This is a genomic window from Pedobacter sp. AJM, assembly GCF_002197755.1.
Taxonomy (GTDB): domain Bacteria; phylum Bacteroidota; class Bacteroidia; order Sphingobacteriales; family Sphingobacteriaceae; genus Pedobacter.
In genome coordinates this window covers 706,334-726,071 of sequence record NZ_NHOT01000001.1, presented here as the reverse complement: position 1 = coordinate 726,071, position 19,738 = coordinate 706,334, and the positions used below count along the sequence as shown (strand labels likewise).

The 19,738-nt window shown below is 39.3% G+C and carries 20 protein-coding genes; 7 read left to right on the top strand and 13 right to left on the bottom strand.

Annotated features, from left to right (window positions below; all coding sequences use genetic code 11):
• Positions 1 to 50: 50 nt before the first annotated feature.
• Positions 51 to 1,235: a type IX secretion system outer membrane channel protein PorV gene (porV, locus tag CBW18_RS03125; protein ID WP_088299770.1), complete on the top strand. Its 1,185-nt coding sequence runs from the start codon at positions 51 to 53 to the stop codon at positions 1,233 to 1,235.
• Positions 1,236 to 1,314: 79 nt separating this feature from the next.
• A complete protein-coding gene (ispF, locus tag CBW18_RS03120; RefSeq protein WP_088299769.1) occupies positions 1,315 to 1,794 on the top strand; it encodes a 2-C-methyl-D-erythritol 2,4-cyclodiphosphate synthase in 480 nt (159 codons plus the stop codon).
• Positions 1,795 to 1,849: 55 nt separating this feature from the next.
• Here ispF and CBW18_RS03115 read toward each other — a convergent pair whose 3' ends face one another.
• From CBW18_RS03115 to CBW18_RS03075, 9 genes are all read right to left on the bottom strand, one after another.
• Positions 1,850 to 2,719 (bottom strand): pirin family protein, encoded by an 870-nt coding sequence (locus CBW18_RS03115; RefSeq protein ID WP_088299952.1) that lies wholly within the window; start codon positions 2,717 to 2,719, stop codon positions 1,850 to 1,852.
• A 64-nt stretch (positions 2,720 to 2,783) separates the two neighbouring features.
• Positions 2,784 to 3,314, bottom strand: a complete 531-nt coding sequence (locus CBW18_RS03110; RefSeq protein ID WP_088299768.1) for a YceI family protein — start codon at positions 3,312 to 3,314, stop codon at positions 2,784 to 2,786.
• 202 nt (positions 3,315 to 3,516) lie between these two features.
• Positions 3,517 to 4,104, bottom strand: a complete 588-nt coding sequence (locus CBW18_RS03105) for a Crp/Fnr family transcriptional regulator (RefSeq protein ID WP_088299767.1) — start codon at positions 4,102 to 4,104, stop codon at positions 3,517 to 3,519.
• Between the two features lie 9 nt (positions 4,105 to 4,113).
• On the bottom strand, positions 4,114 to 4,272 hold the full coding sequence (locus tag CBW18_RS03100) for a FeoB-associated Cys-rich membrane protein (RefSeq protein ID WP_088299766.1): 159 nt from the start codon (positions 4,270 to 4,272) through the stop codon (positions 4,114 to 4,116).
• Between the two features lie 152 nt (positions 4,273 to 4,424).
• The gene (locus tag CBW18_RS03095) at positions 4,425 to 5,612 is read right to left on the bottom strand and encodes a hypothetical protein (RefSeq protein ID WP_088299765.1); all 1,188 of its coding nucleotides are present in this window, start codon (positions 5,610 to 5,612) and stop codon (positions 4,425 to 4,427) included.
• Between the two features lie 188 nt (positions 5,613 to 5,800).
• Positions 5,801 to 6,628, bottom strand: coding sequence for a type 1 glutamine amidotransferase (locus CBW18_RS03090; protein WP_088299764.1), 828 nt, complete (start codon positions 6,626 to 6,628; stop codon positions 5,801 to 5,803).
• Positions 6,629 to 6,635: 7 nt separating this feature from the next.
• Positions 6,636 to 7,736, bottom strand: coding sequence for a carboxylate-amine ligase (locus CBW18_RS03085; RefSeq protein ID WP_088299763.1), 1,101 nt, complete (start codon positions 7,734 to 7,736; stop codon positions 6,636 to 6,638).
• A 26-nt stretch (positions 7,737 to 7,762) separates the two neighbouring features.
• Complete coding sequence (locus tag CBW18_RS03080) at positions 7,763 to 8,818, bottom strand: RimK family alpha-L-glutamate ligase (protein ID WP_088299762.1); 1,056 nt, start codon at positions 8,816 to 8,818, stop codon at positions 7,763 to 7,765.
• 81 nt (positions 8,819 to 8,899) lie between these two features.
• Entirely contained in the window at positions 8,900 to 9,604 is a 705-nt protein-coding gene (locus CBW18_RS03075; RefSeq protein WP_088299761.1) for an esterase family protein, read from the bottom strand.
• Positions 9,605 to 9,770: 166 nt separating this feature from the next.
• On the opposite strand from CBW18_RS03075, the gene CBW18_RS03070 reads away from it, so the two are divergent.
• Complete coding sequence (locus tag CBW18_RS03070) at positions 9,771 to 10,580, top strand: esterase family protein (RefSeq protein ID WP_088299760.1); 810 nt, start codon at positions 9,771 to 9,773, stop codon at positions 10,578 to 10,580.
• Between the two features lie 3 nt (positions 10,581 to 10,583).
• On the opposite strand, the gene CBW18_RS03065 is transcribed toward CBW18_RS03070, so the two are convergent.
• Positions 10,584 to 11,261 carry a TIGR02117 family protein gene (locus CBW18_RS03065; RefSeq protein ID WP_088299759.1) on the bottom strand — a complete coding sequence of 226 codons (678 nt, stop codon included), beginning with the start codon at positions 11,259 to 11,261 and terminating at the stop codon, positions 10,584 to 10,586.
• A gap of 147 nt (positions 11,262 to 11,408) precedes the next feature.
• Between CBW18_RS03065 and CBW18_RS03060 the strand changes: the two genes are divergently transcribed.
• On the top strand, positions 11,409 to 11,858 hold the full coding sequence (locus CBW18_RS03060) for a VOC family protein (protein WP_088299758.1): 450 nt from the start codon (positions 11,409 to 11,411) through the stop codon (positions 11,856 to 11,858).
• A gap of 63 nt (positions 11,859 to 11,921) precedes the next feature.
• On the opposite strand, the gene CBW18_RS03055 is transcribed toward CBW18_RS03060, so the two are convergent.
• Complete coding sequence (locus CBW18_RS03055) at positions 11,922 to 12,263, bottom strand: hypothetical protein (protein ID WP_088299757.1); 342 nt, start codon at positions 12,261 to 12,263, stop codon at positions 11,922 to 11,924.
• Positions 12,264 to 12,543: 280 nt separating this feature from the next.
• Between CBW18_RS03055 and typA the strand changes: the two genes are divergently transcribed.
• Complete coding sequence (typA, locus tag CBW18_RS03050) at positions 12,544 to 14,349, top strand: translational GTPase TypA (protein WP_088299756.1); 1,806 nt, start codon at positions 12,544 to 12,546, stop codon at positions 14,347 to 14,349.
• A gap of 225 nt (positions 14,350 to 14,574) precedes the next feature.
• Here typA and CBW18_RS03045 read toward each other — a convergent pair whose 3' ends face one another.
• Complete coding sequence (locus tag CBW18_RS03045) at positions 14,575 to 15,105, bottom strand: AAA family ATPase (protein ID WP_088299755.1); 531 nt, start codon at positions 15,103 to 15,105, stop codon at positions 14,575 to 14,577.
• Entirely contained in the window at positions 15,089 to 15,694 is a 606-nt protein-coding gene (pnuC, locus tag CBW18_RS03040) for a nicotinamide riboside transporter PnuC (RefSeq protein WP_088299951.1), read from the bottom strand. Before pnuC ends, CBW18_RS03045 begins: the two co-directional genes overlap by 17 nt.
• Positions 15,695 to 16,181: 487 nt before the next feature.
• On the opposite strand from pnuC, the gene CBW18_RS03035 reads away from it, so the two are divergent.
• Together CBW18_RS03035 and carB are read left to right on the top strand one after the other, a co-directional pair.
• Positions 16,182 to 16,499 carry a carboxypeptidase-like regulatory domain-containing protein gene (locus CBW18_RS03035; RefSeq protein ID WP_088299754.1) on the top strand — a complete coding sequence of 106 codons (318 nt, stop codon included), beginning with the start codon at positions 16,182 to 16,184 and terminating at the stop codon, positions 16,497 to 16,499.
• A gap of 351 nt (positions 16,500 to 16,850) precedes the next feature.
• Positions 16,851 to 19,688: a carbamoyl-phosphate synthase large subunit gene (gene carB / locus CBW18_RS03030; RefSeq protein ID WP_088299753.1), complete on the top strand. Its 2,838-nt coding sequence runs from the start codon at positions 16,851 to 16,853 to the stop codon at positions 19,686 to 19,688.
• Positions 19,689 to 19,738 lie beyond the last annotated feature (50 nt).

The window sequence follows — 19,738 nt, the reverse complement described above, 5'->3', positions numbered from 1 at the left end:
TCTGCAGGTTTTACCGAATACCAAAATCTAAAATTACGTACCTTTAAAGGATGAATTTCAAGTACATCAGTAAACTTGCCTTTTCTGCACTGTCGCTGGCCTTAGTGTTTGGTAAAACAAATGCACAGGTTGTAGCTGGCAATACGCTTACCAATGGAAGTGAATCCAACAATATTGTAACTGCGGTTCCATTCCTGTTGATTACTCCAGATGCCCGTGCAGGTGCAATGGGTGATGCAGGTGTAGCAGTAGCCGGTGATGTAAATTCAGCAAGTATTAATGCTTCTAAACTGGCTTTTCTGGATCAGCCTTATGGATTTGCAGTATCTTATAGCCCCTGGCTGAAAAGCCTTGTCCCTGATATCAATCTGGCTTATCTCAGTGGATTTTATAAATTGGATGACCGAAATACAATTGGTGCCTCCTTAAGGTATTTCTCCTTAGGATCTATTCAGTTAACTGATATTAACCAACAGGAACTCGGAATTGCCAACCCAAATGAGCTGGCTTTTGATGTGAGCTTCGCAAGAAATTTTGGTGAAGAGTTTTCATTAGGAACCTCGCTACGGTATATTTATTCCAATCTAGCTTCAGGACAGTTTGCTTCAGGTCAGGTAAGGGCTGGAAATGCCGTGTCGGTTGATGTTTCAGGCCTATATAAAACGGAAAGTGATCTTTTCGGAAAGCCTGCCATTTTTTCAGCAGGAGCCAATATTTCAAATATTGGTACTAAAATGAGTTATTCTGATGGTAGTCAGAACTTTTTTCTGCCTACAAATTTAAAACTGGGCGGGGCATCTACCATTTTGTTAGATGATTATAATACATTTACTTTTGCGCTGGATTTTAATAAATTACTGGTCCCCACGCAGCCCATTTATGATGCCAATAATAATATTGTTAGTGGAAGAGATCCCAACCGATCTGTTCCTGCCGGAATATTCGGATCTTTTAGCGATGCGCCCGGTGGTTTAAGCGAGGAATTAAAAGAGATTGGCATCTCCACAGGAGTAGAATATTGGTATAACCAACAGTTTGCCATCAGAGCCGGTTACAATTACCAGAGCCCAATGAAGGGAGACAGCCGTTATTTTACCATGGGCCTCGGTCTGAAATATAATGTCTTCAATATTGATTTCTCATACTTAATGGCCAATGCACAAACTAGTCCGCTTGCCAATACCTTACGTTTTGGTCTTTTGTTTAACTTTGGCGGTAGCAAAACAGTTAAATAACCGCTTTTGGTTCTCAGATTTTAATTTAGTTTTCCGCTAGCAATTAACCGTTATCAATTTAAATCAATAAACTTTTATAATGAAGATTAAAGTAGGCTTTGGCTTCGACGTTCATCAGTTAAAAGATGAGCATCCTTTTGTGGTGGGTGGGGTAACATTAGAACATCATAAGGGTGCTTTTGGCCATTCGGATGCAGATGTTTTACTACATGCCATTTGTGATGCGCTTTTGGGAGCAGCGAATCTCCGTGATATCGGCTACCATTTTAAGAATACTGACGACCGATGGAAAGGCATCAGCAGCATTATCCTATTAAAAGAAACGGTTAAATTGTTAACAGAAAAAGGTTGGCAAGTGGGGAATATTGATGCCATGCTTTGTCTGGAGGCCCCTAAAATTAATCCTCATATTCCTGCTATGCAAAAAAATATTGCTGATGCCATTGAAATTTCTACTGAAGATATTTCTATCAAGGCAACTACAAATGAGCAAATGGGCTTTATTGGCAGGGAAGAAGGTGTGGTGGCCTATGCAGTTTGCCTGATTGAAAAAGCCTGATTTGCTGATACTGCAGCACGTTAAATAGGATGGATTTAATTCATCCTATTCATACCTATTCCTCCAGGTAACCAAATTTTCCCTGATTGTAATCTGATAAGGCCTGCTGTATCTCAGCTGCTGTATTCATTAAAAAGGGACCATAGTGTGCAATAGGCTCATCAATGGGCTCACCACTTAAGATTAGGATAACACTATGTGCTAAGGCTTTGATTTCAATTTCTGTTCCGTTATTTTGGAAATGTACAAAGCTATCTGCATGAGCAATTTCTTTTCCATTTACTTCTATCTCACCCTCAATCATCATGAGGCCGGTATTATAATTTGCAGGAAAGCTCAAATTTACTTTTCCGCCTTTATTTAACCTGGCATTGTATACATGAATAGGGGTAAAAGTATTGGCATTGCCCGTTATTCCCTGATAATTCCCGGCAATAACCTCTATTTTTCCGCCCTGATCCGGTAGCTCAATATTTGCCATTTCTGCTTGCTTGATGCTCTGGTACCCGGGTTTCCCCATTTTATCTTTCGAAGGTAGATTAATCCATAACTGAACCATTTGAAAGGGTCCTCCGGTTAGACTGTAGTTTTCTTCATGGTATTCCTTATGCAGGATGCCCCTTGCTGCAGTCATCCATTGAACATCACCGGCATAAATAATTCCACTCTTTCCCGTACTATCGTGATGTGCAATAGCTCCATGGTAAGCAATGGTTACCGTTTCAAAACCCCGGTGCGGATGAATGCCTACTCCACGCGGATTTTTTCGTGCAGAAAATTCAATTTTTGAACCATAATCCATCAGGAAAAAAGGACTCATCTCGATTTTATATCCCCCGGGGAAAAAGTTATGTACTCTAAAACCATCTCCAACCATATGTGGTGCAGGTGCTTTTAAAATGCCGGCTATTTGTTTTATTTCCATTCCCTTCAAGTTAAATAAGGCATAGGACATGGAGCAATAACCCCATGCTTAAATTCCCTTTGCTCTATGCTTGTTTCACAAACTGTAATTCGCCTAAAATTCGAACTTCCTCACTCACCATTACACCACCGCCTTCTATCGATGCATTCCATGTCAGACCGAAATCAGTCCGGATGATTTTGCCGTTTAATGTAAAACCTGCTTTGGTGTTTCCCCACGGATCAGTTGCTATGCCACCAAATTCTGCAGTTAACTTTACTGGTTTAGTTTCGCCCTTAATAGTTAAATCACCCTGAATCAGGTAATCACCTCCTTCTTTTCTTAAGGATGATGATTGAAATTCCATAGTTGGAAATTGCACTGCATTAAAGAAATCTGCACTTTTTAAATGATGATCACGGTCTGTATTTCCGGTGTCTAAAGAATTAATGTCGCCTTCAAATGAAATTTTACCGTTTTCAAATTCATCATTTTCTGTGTCTAATTCTGCTTTAAAAGATTTAAGATTACCAGTAATGGTGGTGATCATTAAGTGTTTTACTTTGAACTGAAGTTCGCTATGTGTTGGATCTAATGTCCATTTTGTAGTAGCCATATATTCTGGTTTGATGCGTTTAATATTACATCACAAAATTACGATAGTAGCTAGGAGAGGAGGTTGATGTATGGTAATAAATAAATTATTGAATTAGAGAATTATTGAATTATAGAATGTTTGAAAAGCCATCTCTCCTTCAAAACTCAAGCATTCAATTATTAGAAATGCATTCCTTCATTCAAACCTTATTTGTTCTTAATTACGGGCGGAAGTGTTTGTTGGCCAGTTCTTTTCTTACCCTGCTTAATGATTCCGGTGTAATGCCTAAATACGATGCAATCATCCATTGAGGTACACGAAGTGTAAGATTTGGATAAAGCTTAATAAAATCAAGATAACGTTCTTCAGCCGTTGCACTCAACAGCATATTAATGCGCTTTTGCATAAATCGGATGGAGTTATTCAGCAACCTGACTTGCATCGGCTGCAGACAGGGTACCTGTATGGCGGCCTGCTCCATAAAATCATTGGGCATGAGCACGACTTCGGAAGCTTCGATCGCCTCAATGAAAAATATCGATGGCTCATTATTCATATTATTCCGGTCAGAAATTAGCCAGTTTTCGGGTGCAAACTGAAGAATATGTTCTTTGCCCTTTGAATCAATTGAATAGGCACGTAATAGCCCTTTACAAACAAAAAAACCATGTTTAAGGTTATCTCCTGTATATTGAATGATCTGGCTTTTATCGAATTTCTTTACTTTTAAAGGAGAAGAAATGCTGTCAAATTGCTCATCAGTTATGGCTATTTTTTCTTTGAGATAGTTTTTAAACTGATCGATCATAAAGGATTATTACTTTTTTGAAGGTTTAATGTCTGAAAAATCTACACCGCATTTGCAATTGCCGCCGCAGCCATCTTTCTTCACCCGAAGAGACTTATAAACCAAACGGCCAACATATACCAATGCTACCGCAAAAAGTAAAAAGACTAAAATGGTTTGAATATTCATAATACAAATATAACAGGCATTTTTAGTTTGGTGTTCAGGTGAATGTAAATTATTTTAAAGTCAAAGTAAGCATCAAATATTTACCACAGAGTGCACCGCATTTAACACCAAGTGCACAGGGAAAGTAATTTTTTAGGATTAAAATAAAGAGGTTAGTCTTCCATAAAACCTACGGTGCCACCAACCCAGTCAAAATCTGCATTGTAACGGACGCCAATCATTTTGCCACGACTTAACCTGGCCAGGTTGATACAAAGTTGTGGTTCACCCTCATCCGGCCATAAATACATCATCCTGATTTCTGCCTTCACACCGCCAGTTGGCGATTGTACGGCAGGTTCATAATTAACTTTTCGCTGCAAAATCCAATTTTCAGGATCAGGAATTGCGTTGATGTCTTGTTCTGTAACATCGATTATCACACCCATCCCCGCAAAAGAAAACAAGGGTTTAAGTACATAATTCTCCAGATCGGTAGGGATACTGTCTATCTGATTTAAAAACCTGGTTTCAGGAACAAATTTACTATCCAGAAAAGGCATGGTGTATTTGCTGATCCGATAAAACCAGTTGGGGTGGGTTGCCCATTCAATATCCAGTTCATCTCGCGGATCGAAGCTGGTTTTGAAGATCTCGGTATTATTGGCTACTTCATCAAATATTAATCGGTTATAGATTCGCTTCAGCTGAATTTGTTCGCCGTTTTCTTCGTAGAAAAGCTGCTTTCCTATCTTCTTAATATCCTCCAATGCCAGGATCTTTATTCCAAGCAGCTTTTGCGTCACAAAAAAATCGATGGCTGTTTTTTGATTGGGCGCATCAACATCCATCAGCGCTACCTCATGTGGTTGATGCTTGCCAATAATCACCTCTTTTAATAATTGGATGTATTGCGCTTCATTAAATCCATTCAGGAAATAATCCAGGGATGAATCAATGTCAAACTGCGTAGCAAAAGTTTTTCCAAGGTGATGCTGAAAACCATAAAGAGATGGAAAACCCTGCAGCTCTATTAACATCGGTGTTAATTCCCCTGCTTCGTTTTTACAAATGCCGAAATCAAAAGTGAGAAAATGAGGGTGGTCGTTTTCATTTGGCACATTCCATTGAGGCGGTATTGATGGAGCTGTAAACGCTTTGAAATTTGGTTGCTTAATCAGATTGATGATTTCTTCACCGGCAGCGATTAACTTTTCTTTTAATGCTTTAGGAATAAAAACCGGAGTTTCGGCTACGCGAAAGGGAATTTGAGGATAACTATCTTCCAGCGCTTTAATGAAGTTTTGATACTTTTCATCATTAAACTGCTTATTATATTTTTCGCGTTGTGCAGGTATCATAATTAGGTATATTTATTTGATGCTATTCTATTTCTCTGCAGCTTTTGCTTCGCAGGCCGCTCATTGCCAGTTTTCATTTTTTCAACAAAACGAAGCAAACGATTATAAATGAAATTCGAATCAGGAAGATTGCTTAACATTATGATTCAGCATCATTTTACAATAATAATTTACTTAATAAACCATACTTAAACTTCCTGTAATCTCCCGATGGCTTGTTTCAAAAAATTAGGTAAGATTATGCTTTGGGTCAATACAATCCTGGCCGGATCATCCAGGCTATTCAGCATATCCAAATACTTTTGTTCACCGTGCATGCCTATAATGGCTTCCTTCTTTTCCTCTTGCAGTAAATACATTTTCATTCCAACCGGATCTGCCTCCGGATGAAACTGTGTCCCAATTATTTCATTTGAAAAGCGTATCGACATCATACAACGTTCCAAATCCACATGTTTTCGTTCTTTTTCTATCGCGAGTAGTTTAGCACCTTTTCTTTCAAAGGCATCAAAATCTGGCTCAATAACCTGCCAGTCTCTGCTGTCAACAGAGAAAAATGGATTGGTGATACCCTTAAAAATTTCATCCTGCTCGCCTTCTTCGGTAAGCGTGATGGGGAAAATCCCAAAAGCATTTGATCGCCTTTCGGTTACATTTCCGAGCTGATATTTCCTGCAGGCCAGCTGGAAGGAGTGGCAAATCAGAAAAGCATACTTTTTTTCCTGCTTACTTTTCGCATTGAAATCCTCGATTTGATCGAGCAGGTGAAAAAAATCATTTTCCCATATGTCTCCTTCACTTTCCAGCGGACTTCCGGGGCCGCCGCTTGAAATGTAAGCATCGTATTCCAAACCGGGAATTTCTCCTTTCTGCCTTAAATCAAACAGATCAAAAGAAAGGTTGATATGATTCTCTTTTCCAAAGCGCAACAGAATTTCCTGAATTCCCCGCATGCCCTGATTAGGTGCCCCGTTATTCAGGTCGATAACGGCCACTTTTAAATCTTTTTTATTCATCGTGAAATTACTTTGCACCAATCAGGGTTTGAGTGGTGATATAATCTACTACTGATTCAAAACTACCGGTTTGCTGGTAAACGGCCAGTTGCCTGTCGGCACCTGTACCATGCTCCAGTATTCGGTGTACATAGTTAATGTCATCACGACAGCCTAAATCATCCACTACATCATCAACAAAATCCAATAGCTCCAGGATCAGGTTTCGACAGTTAACTTCCATTTCTTTACCGAAATCTATTAAATTTCCGTCAATTCCATAACGGGCAGCACGCCATTTATTCTCATTAATGAGTGCGCGTGAATAGCTGATAAATTCCATATTCTGTAAACGCAACTTATATAACTTGGCACAAAGGGCCTGAAACAGGGCAGTGAAAGCCATCGTCTCGTCAATCAGCATCGGGCAATCACAAATCCGGAATTCTACCGTATCAAAAAACGGGTGAACGCGAATGTCCCACCAGATTTTTTTGGCATTGTCCATGCAATTGGTTTTGATCAGCAGCTTAACGTAGCTGTCATAATCTTCAATACTGTTGAAAATATCGGGGATACCTGTTCTTGGAAACTTATCGAAAATTTTGGTCCGGAAAGATTTATAACCGGTATTTCTCGACTCCCAGAACGGTGAATTTGTAGATAATGCAAATACATGAGGCAAAAAATACCGAACCTGGTTGGCGATATGGATGGCCAGCTCACGTGATTGAAAGCCCACATGCACATGAAGGCCAAAGATCAGGTTTGAACGTGCAGCTTCCTGTAATTCGTTTACAATTTCATTATACCGAGGATGTTCCGTAATCAACTGCTTTTCCCAGTGCGAAAACGGGTGTGTACCCGCGGCGCCAATCCGTAAGCCCTGTTCTCCGGCCAGTTGCGAAACGGTGTAGCGCAGTTGGGAAATTTCTTTTCTGGCTTCTGTAGTTGATTTACAGATGCCGGTTCCCACCTCCACTACAGCCTGGTGCATCTCTGCCTTTACCTGGTCTTTATGGATTTTTTGTGCAGCTTCAACAATTTTTTGATCATGTGAGGTAAGTTCCCTGGTAACGGGATCAATTACCATGTACTCTTCCTCTATGCCAAGCGTAAATTCATTCATCCTGATTGGTATTTATAAAATCCCATTTATTTTTTTGGTGCTGCCTTTTTAGGCTTTGGAGTAGCTTTTTCTATTCCAGCTTTCGGGGCAACGGCTTTTTTGGCTGGCGCTTTTGGAGTTGCTTTGGCAACCAAAGGTTTTCCAGCAACTGAAGCTTTAATATACTCGCCCCAGGTTAAGTTATCCTGCCCATCTTGTTGTGCTTTGGCTCTTTCAATGGCATAATTGGCTGTAGTTTCCACTACCCAGTCGAAGTTCTCCTGTCCAACACTTTTAATATCGGCATCCGGAGCCGGGTTACAGAAATCAATGGCAATAGGCACCCCGTCGCGAACGGCAAATTCTACAGTATTAAAATCGTAGCCCAAATATTGACATAATTTCAATGTATATTCTTCTACAGTTTTTAATAATTTAGGGTCTGGTGCTTTACCATCAACCGCATAGCGCAAATGGTGCGGATTGCGTGGGTCATATTGCATGATGCGTACATGTTTTCCGCCTATGCAATAACACCTGAAATATTCTTCGAAAATGATTTCTTCTTGTAAAAGCATCACCAGTTGTTCAGTACCGCTATGTTTATCAAAGAAATCTTCCTTATCGTGCAATTTATATACATCTCGCCACCCACCGCCATCATATGGTTTCATGTAAGCCGGAAAGCCGGTATATTCAAAAATCGCATCCCAATCCAGTGGCATGGTCAGATTAGAGAAAGATTCACTGGTGGTTCCTGTTGGATGTTGTCTTGATGGAATTAAAGCTGTTTTAGGTACCGGTACACCAATCTGTTCGGCAAGCGCATTGTTAAAGAACTTCTCATCAGCACTCCACCAGAACGGATTATTAATAACTGCCGTACCGGTAGTTGCTGCATTTTTTAATGATGCACGGTAAAATGGAACATCCTGAGAAATACGATCAATAATCACCGAATAACCCAGTGGCACATTTTGAAATATTTTATCAATTTTAACTGCTTCGGCAGTAATGCCATCTTCTGCTTTTTGATTAATCCTCTCGATAACGGCTTCAGGGAAAGAACGTTCCTGGCCAAATAGAATCCCAATTTTTTTCATTTTTACTAATTAAGTTTAATTGTGGTAAAGGTTAATCGTGTAACTGATTAATTGTTAAATTGTTTTATTGTTAAGCAACATCTATAACTGAGCGATATAATTTGGAAACATTTCTCTCCAGATTGGCCAGTCATGATCTGCATTTTGCCTGATATCCAGCCAATGGTCTATTCCTTTTTTTGTTAAAATACCAGATAGATTTTCATTATCCGCACGGCACATATCCCGATCAGTAGTGCCCAAAACAATTTTCATGTGATGCAGTTCTGGGTTACTGTTGTTCATCAGGTTATCTACAGGGTTATTAAAATAGACATCATCGTTATAAAAACCATCCAACTGTCCTTTGATGTCAAAAGCGCCACTCATGCTAAACATGTGGCTCACCAGCCAGGGGTGCCGAAAGGCAAAATTAGCCGCGTGGTAACCGCCAAAGCTGCAGCCGGCAGTGATGATTTTAGTACTTCCGGTTTCATGTCTGGCCAATGGTGCCACTTCTTCCAGCAGGTATCGATCATACCAGATGTGATTTTTTACCCGGTCTGCCGGATGGATACCCTTATTGTACCAGCTCAGTTTGTCAATACTGTCAGGGCAATAGATTTTAATTTTTCCTTCATTGATAAATCCTTCCACCGAGTCAATCAGTTTAAAGTCTTTGTTTTCGTAATAGCGCCCCATACTTGTCGGGAACAGCAAAATAGGAATCCCGCTATGGCCAAAAATGAGCATGTCTATTTCTGTGCTTAAATTTGTGCTGTACCACTTTTTATGTTCTTCTCTCATATCAAAAATTGAATGTTTTAAGATAGAGATTTTATCATTATAAAAAGAACCTTCATGGCTTAAATAAAAGCGTAATGTAAAAATTGAATACTGATAATTAATAGTTTAGCGAGATTTGTACCTTTGCGCCTTTAAAGGGCAAGATGCCAGTGTTAGGGGATTATTTATGTATACCGCAATTTTATCAATAAAAGTTAATGTTAACCATTTCAAGATTCCTTCAGCTTATTTAGCACACGAGGTTGAAATCGATATGTATGTGCCTGAGGGTATTTTGGGCAACGAAAAAATAGAGCTGCTTTTAATTAACGACGGACAAGATGTAGCCAGGATGGATTTTGCGCAAATACTGGAAGATGCCCATCATAGTAAGCGAAACCACAGGTTAATTGTAGTGGCGATTAAAGCATCAGCAGATCGTTTAATGGAGTATGGTGTTGCCGGTAAACCTGATTTTAAGGGAAGGGGAGCAAGTGCCGGGTTATACAATGATTTTATCATTAAGGAGCTTTTGCCTTTTGTTAAAAAGAAAATTGCGATGCCCATTACCGGTAAAGTTGCTTACGCAGGGTTTTCGCTGGGTGGCCTTTCTGCTTTCGATATTGCATGGAATAATCCAGGTATTTTTGATGTAATTGGCGTTTTTTCAGGGGCTTTCTGGTGGCGAAAAAAGGATTTAACCGATGGATATACGGATGCAGATCGAATTATTCACGAATTGATCGATTCTAGCGATACAAAACCGGATATGAAATTCTGGCTGATGACCGGTACTGAAGATGAAAAGGCCGATCGCAATAGAAATCTGATTATTGATTCTATAGATGATACCATTGACGTGGTGAAAGGACTGCTGAAAAAAGGTTATAAGCGGCCGGACCACATCTTTTATTATGAAAAAGTGGGTGGAAAGCATGATGTGCAAACCTGGGAAAGCGTGATGCCTGCTTTTTTGAATTGGGCGTTTGAGGTTTAAATACTAATTGTACTTTTCAAGTATGCCCGTATCAAATATGGTCCATAAACAACTGCGCTGACCGCACCTTTTTAATGCGGCGTTTGTCCAGGTATTACAGGTTTTAAACATGCTGTAACTTCCTTTGGCTTCATAAAATGCATCGCCAATATCGTAATGAGTATTGGTTTTTACCTTAATAAAGTCTCCTGCAGCGTCTGTCTGAAAACTATTGCTTACATAGCGAATCAGTTTTTGGTATTGCACATGGCTGATCATTACTTTTTTGCATTGCTCATCTTCTACCATATATTGATAGTAAGTAGCGTGCATGGCAGAAGTGCTTAAGCCAGATATGGCTCGTAGCGCGGTAGCCAGTTTCAGGTCAGAAAATGCCGGCGTTTCTAAATAAAATTTTTTATCGCCCCAGCCAATAGCCAGGTATTGATAGGTACTATCGGCTTCAAGGGTGTTGCTATAGGGGATTTTCTTTGTCCAGTCTATTGCGGGATTTGTGGCGGGCATGACAATATTAGTATGGATTCCATTCGATAAAATATAGATGGGTACTTCTGGTTTGTTCTTTGGTTTCGCATTTACGGTGATCCGTGATAGACCAAAGGCCATCAGAAAATAGAAAGCAATCAGAGCAATAAAAATAAAGGTAAATCTACCAGCGTATTTAAGAAACCGTTTATTCATTGAAAATGGAGTAGGGTCTGTTGTTAATACAAAATGGGTAATAGGGTAACCCCAAAATGGCATAATTTATAGTAATATCAATTTTAGTGATGCGCTTATCAATAAAGGTGATTTTTTACAACTATAGATAATGTTTACTTTCATCACATGATAAAAGGACTATTTGAAACTCATATTGATGTTGAGGACTTAGAAAGAGCTATTGATTTTTATAAAAATGTAATGGGTTTAACCCCGTGTTATTATGAAGAAGGAAGGAGAATTGCTTTCTTTTGGGTTGGCGAACCGAAGGGAGCCATGCTGGGACTTTGGGAAAAACCGAAAGGTGAAGTCTGTGTAAGGCACTTTGCTTTCAGTTGCGATGTAGATGATGTACTGAACAAATCCGTAAGTTTTTTACGGGAGAACAACCTAAAACCTTATAATTTTTTAAAGAGCGATGATTTAGCACCTATGGTTTTTGCCTGGATGCCAGCTATTGCTATTTATTTTAACGATCCTGATGGAAATGCATTAGAGTTTATTGCGATGCTGGAAGGCGAAGCCAAACCTGATTTAGGCGTTATTTCTTATGAAGAATGGCTGAATAGCATTTAAAAATGTGGCATTAAGAGAAATAGTATAGAGCCATAATGCCTAAAAAACAAGTTGTTCTAAGCATTATTCTTTATCCTGTACCACAATGCCGCCGCCTTCACAATGAATCAACACGGTACATTCATCGCGCCTGTCTTTAACCAGCACTTTGGTGTTAATCTTACAGAGTTTATCAGCCAGAGCATCCTGGATTTCACTCCATTCCTGACTCAGTGTTTCCAGTTCTTTTTCCCGGCGTTCTCTTTCCACACAGGCAATCAGGTGTTCATCGGCCTGGTCTGAAGTAATGTATTCTTCTTTAGATAAATCTGGTACTTCAGCTGCATCCATAGCCCTTTTTGCTGCTTCTACTTCAAGCGACTTTTCTTCGTACTGATCAAATAATTGTTGTATCGATTTTTCCATTTACATAATACCTTAAAATTATTCATTTGTTTTGTTCATTTGAACTTGCACGATTTTTTAAAACAGGCTTTGGTTTCTAAACCTGATGGAAAGGGCTGCCCCGAATTTTTGATGGGTGCTAATTGTACAGCAGGACTGAAGCAAACCAAAATATTACTGCCTTTGCTTTTCTAATTAAAAATGAGACCATTACAAGATTATTATAGCATTAAATAGTAAGCGATATAGTAGAAAATCCATTTCTAAACACTATCTTTGCGCCAAATTTGAGGCGCATTTTATGCAAAAGATTAGAAATATAGCTATTATAGCACACGTTGACCACGGTAAAACCACGTTGGTTGATAAGATTTTACACTCTTGTTCTATTTTTCGTGACAACGAACAAACAGGAGATTTGATATTGGATAACAACGATTTAGAGCGCGAACGTGGTATCACCATCGTATCTAAAAACGTATCTGTTCAGTACAAAGACGTAAAAATTAACATTATTGACACTCCTGGTCACGCGGATTTCGGCGGTGAAGTAGAGCGTGTTTTGAAGATGGCAGATGGTGTACTTTTACTTTGCGATGCTTTTGAAGGTGCAATGCCTCAGACACGTTTCGTAACGCAAAAAGCTTTAGCCCTTGGTTTAAAACCAATTGTGGTAGTAAATAAAGTGGATAAGGAAAACTGTCGCCCTGAAGAAGTTTACGAACAAATTTTCGAATTGTTCTTTAACCTTGAGGCTACTGAAGAACAATTGGATTTCCCGGTTATTTACGGTTCATCTAAACAAGGATGGATGAGTACTGACTGGCAAAAACCAACTACAGATATTTTCGCATTGTTAGATGCAGTTGTGGCTAACATTCCACCTGCACCGATTAACGATGGTACTTTACAAATGCAAATCACTTCGTTAGATTATTCTTCTTTCGTAGGTCGTATTGCCATTGGTCGTGTTCACCGCGGTACCATTAAAGAAAACCAACCGGTTACTTTAATCAAACGCGATGGAAAAGTTGTTAAAACCAGGGTAAAAGAACTTTATACTTTCGAAGGTTTAGGAAAAATCCGTACCACAGAAGTAAGTTCCGGTGATATTTGTGCTGTTGTAGGTATTGACGGATTTGATATTGGTGATACAATCGCTGATTTTGAAGCACCAGAGCAGTTACCAGTAATCAGCATTGATGAGCCTACGATGAACATGTTGTTCACCATCAATAACTCACCATTTTTTGGTAAAGAAGGTAAATTGGTTACTTCTCAGCGTATTAAAGAGCGTTTGATCAAAGAAACTGAGAAAAACCTGGCTTTAAAAGTAGTTGAAACAGCATCTCCTGATTCATGGTTGGTTTACGGTCGTGGTATTCTCCATTTATCGGTATTAATCGAAACGATGCGTCGTGAAGGTTATGAGATTCAGGTTGGTCAGCCACAGGTTATCGTAAAGGAAATCGACGGTAAAAAACATGAGCCAATTGAGACTTTAATTGTTGATGTACCTGCTGAAGTTTCTGGTAAGGTAATCGAATTGGTGACGCAGCGTAAAGGTGAGTTATTGATTATGGAACCAAAAGGTGATTTACAACACTTAGAATTCGAAATCCCATCTCGCGGTATCATCGGTTTACGTAACAACGTATTAACGGCTACAGCTGGTGAGGCAATTATGGCGCACCGTTTCAAAGCTTATGAGCCTTGGAAAGGAACTATTCCTGGTCGTTTAAATGGTGTATTGGTATCGATGGAAAAAGGACAAACTACTGCTTATTCAATCGATAAGTTACAGGATAGAGGTCGTTTCTTTGTTGATCCGGGAGTTGATGTTTATGAAGGTCAGATTATGGGTGAACACATCCGTGATAATGATTTAGTCGTAAACGTTGTGAAGGGAAAAGCATTAACCAATATGCGTGCATCTGGTACAGATGATAACACCCGTATCGCACCTGCAATTAAATTCTCTTTAGAAGAGGCTATGGAATATATCCAGGCTGATGAGTATATTGAGGTTACACCTGCAAGCATGCGTTTACGTAAAATCTTTTTAACAGAACAAGAACGTAAAGTTAAAGGAAAGCAATTCGCTTAAACGCCTAAATCCCTAAGGGGTAAAATATAGCTTACTAAAGCCTCGATGTAAATCGGGGCTTTTTTTGTTTAATTGGTGAAGTTTTTATCATTTAAAGAATGTAAGTTGGATAGTGGAAATTCCTGGCTTTCAGGTTTGATTCACGAGCCATTGTTCCCCTCTCTTTCAGGAGACGGACTTCCATAAGCCTACCTGCAACCTACGGATCGTTGACAAGATGAAGCCCTATCTCTCTAAAAACTCATCAATAGCCTTTATTGCATGCGTAACTCGTTGGTTTCCTAAACCACCGATCACCCTGTATTTTGCATCCAAAGCCTTTAGTTCCTGATGCCAAACTTCCATAAAATATTCCCTCTGATTCGGGAAGTCACGAAGCGGATCATCCTGCCAGGGTAAATCAATATCCATCAGGAGATAGAGGTCGTAAGGTCTTTTTGGAAGTGCATCCAATACCACCCGGGGCGTTTCACCCAACATCTCATCACTCCAGATTTTTACGGTAACAAACGTGGTATCGCAAATAATGAAGTCGCTTTCAGTAGTAACCAAAATGGCATCCTCCAGCGCAATTTGTCCATAAAACATGTTTACCTCATCCTGTAAAGTATAAGGGGCCGTTAAGTGTTCGCAATAATAGCGGGCATATTCAGGTACCCAGGAAACACCATAATGTTTTGCCAGCAATTGAGACATCGTTGATTTACCCGTGCTCTCTGGCCCGACAATGGCAATTTTTTTAACTAATTTGTTCACGATATGTTTTTCTCCAGTTTAAATATCCATTAAATGCAATGATGATCAGTACAAGATAAAGTAATGCGCTTAGGTTAAGGTTTTTATAAATAAATAGTGGAACGTAACAGATGTTAGCAAAAACCCAGAGTAACCAGTTTTCTAATATTTTCCTGGTGAGGAGAAATTGGGCCGTGAAACTTATAGCCGTGCAAAATCCATCAGCATAAGGCACATTACTATTGGTAAAACGATCCATAAACCAACCTAATAATATGCTTAGCAATGGAATGAAAAGAATAGCTAAAAACCATTGTTTTGCTGTTAACCTAGAAATTGGCCGGTGTTGTTCTACTTTTTTCCTGATCCAGAAATACCAACCATAAACAGCGGTAAATAAGAAATAAATCTGCAGTGTCATATCGCCGTACATCGCTTCTCTGAAAAAAAGTAAGCCATAAGCCACCACACTGATGATAGAAACCGGCCAGTTCCAGATACTTTCTTTAGCGGCAAGATAAATACAAAGGAAACCAGTAATTACCGCAGCCCATTCCAAAAGCGTTGTCTGCTGGAATTGTGTGGTAACAAATTGAAAAAATGATGCCATTAACACGATCATATTGATCAAAAGTAAAAGAAAAAGCCATAAAAGAAAAAATCCGGTAGAGGAGGGCTCCTCTAACCGGATAATAAACCAAACAAACTATTTATGAAGAAATCCTCATTGCGGTTAACTACTCCGCGGAGGAAGCTTTAGATCTTTTTCTAAAGTATATACAAAACGCATATATGTTCTGCTTATTACAACATTATTGCCAATTATCCTGGTTAGGATCATTCATGACTTAAACATGACTTCGTGTTCTTTTAACACTATATTTATGTTACATTTTAACAGAATTTTAACGATTGTTCATTACTTTTGCGCTCGGTTTACAATTAATATGAAATTTGTACAGGACAATATTTGAGCCTGATTATTTAAAAAAGAATACAGTGTTCAATTTCTGCTACAAACAAATTAGTTGTATGATGCGTTTAAGATGGGCACTATTGAGATGAAATTTTTAGAAAAAAGACTAAAATAAATTAATATGAAAAAGCTGAGTGTTTTTTGCGTGGCATTAATCCTTTCATCTATTCTGTTTGTAGCTTTTACCTTCGTCAAATTAGGCGGTATTGTGGGACGGGTAAGCCATGCCGATGCCGTTTCAGGTATTTCACTGATTGCCGGGCAGGATACGATGACGGTAACAGTTAATCAGGGTAGTTTTTCTTTTACCAATCTGAAAGAAGGTGTTTATACACTTGTGATCAAAGCAAATGCACCCTACAAGGATGCGATTATTGAAAACGTTGCTGTTAAAGACAGTGCCACTACTGATTTGGGTGAAGTCGTATTAAAGCAATAGTTTTGAAAGATAGAAAAAGGAGCGTCAAGCTCCTTTTTTATTTCCCGGAACTTAGGATACCATTGCTTTATGCATCGCCAGCAAGATATTATTGATGGCAAACACCTGTATAACCCTTTCATTAAACCTGGTTTAATCTTCAGAAAAAAGGATAGAAAAGGTTAATTTTACGGATTTGATTTCGGGTATTTTAATTTTAAAAAATTAAACAAAAACTACTTCAAAAAACATATCTTTGCATCCCGACAGAACAGTTGGGATTTTCTCTTCAAAAAGCAAAAAAACCTTCTTGCTTCTTCACCTTTAACAGGTCAAACACTTTAGAATTTTAATCATTGTTTAAGCTTAATCATGCCTAAAGACACTTCAATACGCTCAGTATTAATTATCGGATCGGGACCAATCATTATTGGACAAGCCTGCGAATTTGACTACTCGGGTTCACAAGCGGCACTTTCCTTAAAAGAAGAAGGAATTACCGTTTCCATTATCAACTCTAATCCGGCTACGATTATGACGGATAAGGTTATCGGAGATCATGTTTATCTTCGGCCTTTATCAGTTGATTCCATAGAGGTAATTTTACAGGAGCATATCGACTCTGCAGATTTACCTAGAATTGACGCTGTTTTGCCAACTATGGGCGGTCAAACGGCGCTAAATCTTTGTGTAGAAGCTTCCGAGCGTGGTGTTTGGGAAAAATATGGTGTTAAAGTGATCGGTGTTGATGTAGCAGCTATCGAAAAAACCGAAAACCGTGAATCTTTCCGCCAGTTAATGGTTGATATAGGTGTAGGTGTAGCGCCGTCTAAAATTGCCAACTCATTTTTAGAAGGTAAAGAAGCTGCTCAGGAAATTGGTTTTCCGTTGGTAATTCGCCCGTCTTATACCTTAGGTGGTTCTGGTGGTGGTTTTGTACATAGAAAGGAAGAATTTGACGCTGCACTTAAACGTGGTTTAGAAGCTTCGCCAACACATGAGGTTTTGGTAGAACAAGCTGTTTTAGGCTGGAAAGAATACGAGTTGGAGCTATTGAGAGATAGCAATGATAATGTAATCATTATCTGTTCGATTGAAAACTTCGATCCGATGGGTATCCATACAGGAGATTCCATCACTGTAGCACCAGCGATGACCTTATCTGACCGTTGTTATCAGGAAATGCGTAATCAGGCCATTAAAATGATGCGTGCTATCGGTACTTTTGCTGGTGGGTGTAATGTTCAATTCTCGGTAAATCCTGCAAATGATGACATTATCGCCATCGAAATTAATCCACGTGTATCCCGTTCATCTGCTTTAGCCAGTAAGGCTACAGGTTATCCAATCGCTAAAATTGCGGCGAAATTAGCTATCGGTTATAACCTGGATGAGATTGAAAATCAAATTACCAAAACAACTTCAGCCTACTTTGAGCCTACTTTAGACTACGTAATCGTTAAAATCCCTCGCTGGAACTTCGATAAATTTAAAGGTGCCAACAAAGAACTGGGTTTACAAATGAAGTCTGTAGGTGAGGTAATGGCGATAGGTCGTACCTTTATCGAAGCTTTACAAAAAGCTTGTCAGAGTTTGGAAATCAACCGTGCAGGTTTAGGAGCTGATGGCAGACAGGTGCGCAACATTGAAGAAATTATGGATGGCCTGGAGCATGCTTCGTGGAACCGTCTGTTTTTAATAAAAGATGCCATGACAATGGGCGTGCCTTTAGAATCTATCCGTAAGGTAACCAAAATTGATAAATGGTTCTTAAATCAGATCCAGGATTTGGTTCTTTTGGAAACTGAATTAAAAAGATATTCATTAAATAACATCCCTCAGGACTTTTTCTTCACCCTGAAACAAAAAGGGTTCTCTGATATTCAGATTGCCTGGTTGTTAGGAAACGTTACGGAAGATGAAGTTTACGATCGCCGGAAGGCTTTAGGCATCAACAGGGTGTACAAAATGGTAGATACCTGTGCTGCCGAATTCCCTGCACAAACACCTTACTATTATTCTTCTTTTGATGAGGAAAATGAATCAATCCCTACAGACAACAAAAAAGTAATTGTTTTGGGCTCAGGCCCGAACCGTATTGGTCAGGGTATCGAATTTGATTATTCTTGTGTGCACGGTTTATTAGCCGCTAAAGAATCTGGTTTCGAAGCCATTATGGTTAACTGTAACCCGGAAACAGTTTCTACAGATTTCAACATGGCCGATAAGTTATACTTTGAGCCGGTTTTCTGGGAACATGTTCGTGAGATCATTGAGCTGGAAAAACCAGTTGGTGTGATCGTTCAGTTGGGTGGTCAAACCGCTTTGAAAATGGCTGAAAAATTAACACAGCTTGGTATTAAAATTATCGGAACATCTTTTGAGAACATGGATATCGCTGAAGATCGTGGTCGTTTCTCTGACTTGCTTAAAGAATTAGATATTCCATATCCTAAATATGGTGTAGCAGAAAATGCTGAAGAAGCCATTGTGGTTGCCAATGAAGTAGGTTATCCGGTTCTGGTGCGCCCGAGTTATGTATTAGGCGGACAAGGAATGAGTATCGTGATTAACGATGAAGACCTGGAAAAAGCTGTAGTAAAATTATTGGGCGATTTACCAGGTAACCGTGTATTGATCGATCACTTTTTAGATCGGGCAGAAGAAGCGGAGTCCGATTCGATTTCTGATGGTGATGACGTTCACATAGTTGGGATGATGGAGCACATCGAACCAGCGGGGATCCACTCCGGTGATTCGTTTGCCGTATTACCTACTTTTAGCTTGCCTGAATCGGTAACTAAAGCAATGGAAGAGTATTCGGTTAAGATTGCGAAAGCATTAGATGTACGTGGCTTATTGAACATTCAGTTTGCCATCAAAGATGAAAAGGTTTATGTAATCGAGGCTAATCCAAGAGCATCACGTACAGTTCCCTTCATTGCCAAGGCATATGATGTTCCATACATTAACATCGCTGCGAAGATTATGTTAGGGGTAGCGAAATTGAAAGATTTCACCATCGAACGGAAGTTAAAAGGATATGCGATTAAAGAGCCGGTGTTCTCTTACGAGAAGTTCCCTGAGGTGACGAAAGAATTAGGTCCGGAAATGAAATCTACAGGTGAGGCCATTCGCTTCATTAAAGATCTGGAAGATCCTTACTTCCGTAAACTTTACAAAGATAAATCAATGTATTTGAGTAAATAAATAGCCAAGGGCGATGGAAACATCGCCCTTTTTGCTGTAAAGTGTGCTGG

Bases quoted from the DNA above. Each gene is read 5' to 3' on its own strand.
- carB (WP_088299753.1), top strand. From the start codon at position 16,851: ATGCCTAAAGACACTTCAATACGCTCAGTATTAATTATCGGATCGGGA.
- CBW18_RS03070 (WP_088299760.1), top strand. From the start codon at position 9,771: ATGTATACCGCAATTTTATCAATAAAAGTTAATGTTAACCATTTCAAG.
- CBW18_RS03060 (WP_088299758.1), top strand. From the start codon at position 11,409: ATGATAAAAGGACTATTTGAAACTCATATTGATGTTGAGGACTTAGAA.
- CBW18_RS03090 (WP_088299764.1), bottom strand. From the start codon at position 6,628: ATGAATAAAAAAGATTTAAAAGTGGCCGTTATCGACCTGAATAACGGG.
- porV (WP_088299770.1), top strand. From the start codon at position 51: ATGAATTTCAAGTACATCAGTAAACTTGCCTTTTCTGCACTGTCGCTG.
- typA (WP_088299756.1), top strand. From the start codon at position 12,544: ATGCAAAAGATTAGAAATATAGCTATTATAGCACACGTTGACCACGGT.
- CBW18_RS03105 (WP_088299767.1), bottom strand. From the start codon at position 4,104: ATGATCGATCAGTTTAAAAACTATCTCAAAGAAAAAATAGCCATAACT.
- CBW18_RS03100 (WP_088299766.1), bottom strand. From the start codon at position 4,272: ATGAATATTCAAACCATTTTAGTCTTTTTACTTTTTGCGGTAGCATTG.
- CBW18_RS03080 (WP_088299762.1), bottom strand. From the start codon at position 8,818: ATGAAAAAAATTGGGATTCTATTTGGCCAGGAACGTTCTTTCCCTGAA.
- CBW18_RS03065 (WP_088299759.1), bottom strand. From the start codon at position 11,261: ATGAATAAACGGTTTCTTAAATACGCTGGTAGATTTACCTTTATTTTT.
- CBW18_RS03110 (WP_088299768.1), bottom strand. From the start codon at position 3,314: ATGGCTACTACAAAATGGACATTAGATCCAACACATAGCGAACTTCAG.
- pnuC (WP_088299951.1), bottom strand. From the start codon at position 15,694: ATGGCATCATTTTTTCAATTTGTTACCACACAATTCCAGCAGACAACG.
- CBW18_RS03115 (WP_088299952.1), bottom strand. From the start codon at position 2,719: ATGGAAATAAAACAAATAGCCGGCATTTTAAAAGCACCTGCACCACAT.
- CBW18_RS03055 (WP_088299757.1), bottom strand. From the start codon at position 12,263: ATGGAAAAATCGATACAACAATTATTTGATCAGTACGAAGAAAAGTCG.
- CBW18_RS03095 (WP_088299765.1), bottom strand. From the start codon at position 5,612: ATGATACCTGCACAACGCGAAAAATATAATAAGCAGTTTAATGATGAA.
- ispF (WP_088299769.1), top strand. From the start codon at position 1,315: ATGAAGATTAAAGTAGGCTTTGGCTTCGACGTTCATCAGTTAAAAGAT.
- CBW18_RS03075 (WP_088299761.1), bottom strand. From the start codon at position 9,604: ATGAGAGAAGAACATAAAAAGTGGTACAGCACAAATTTAAGCACAGAA.
- CBW18_RS03035 (WP_088299754.1), top strand. From the start codon at position 16,182: ATGAAAAAGCTGAGTGTTTTTTGCGTGGCATTAATCCTTTCATCTATT.
- CBW18_RS03085 (WP_088299763.1), bottom strand. From the start codon at position 7,736: ATGAATGAATTTACGCTTGGCATAGAGGAAGAGTACATGGTAATTGAT.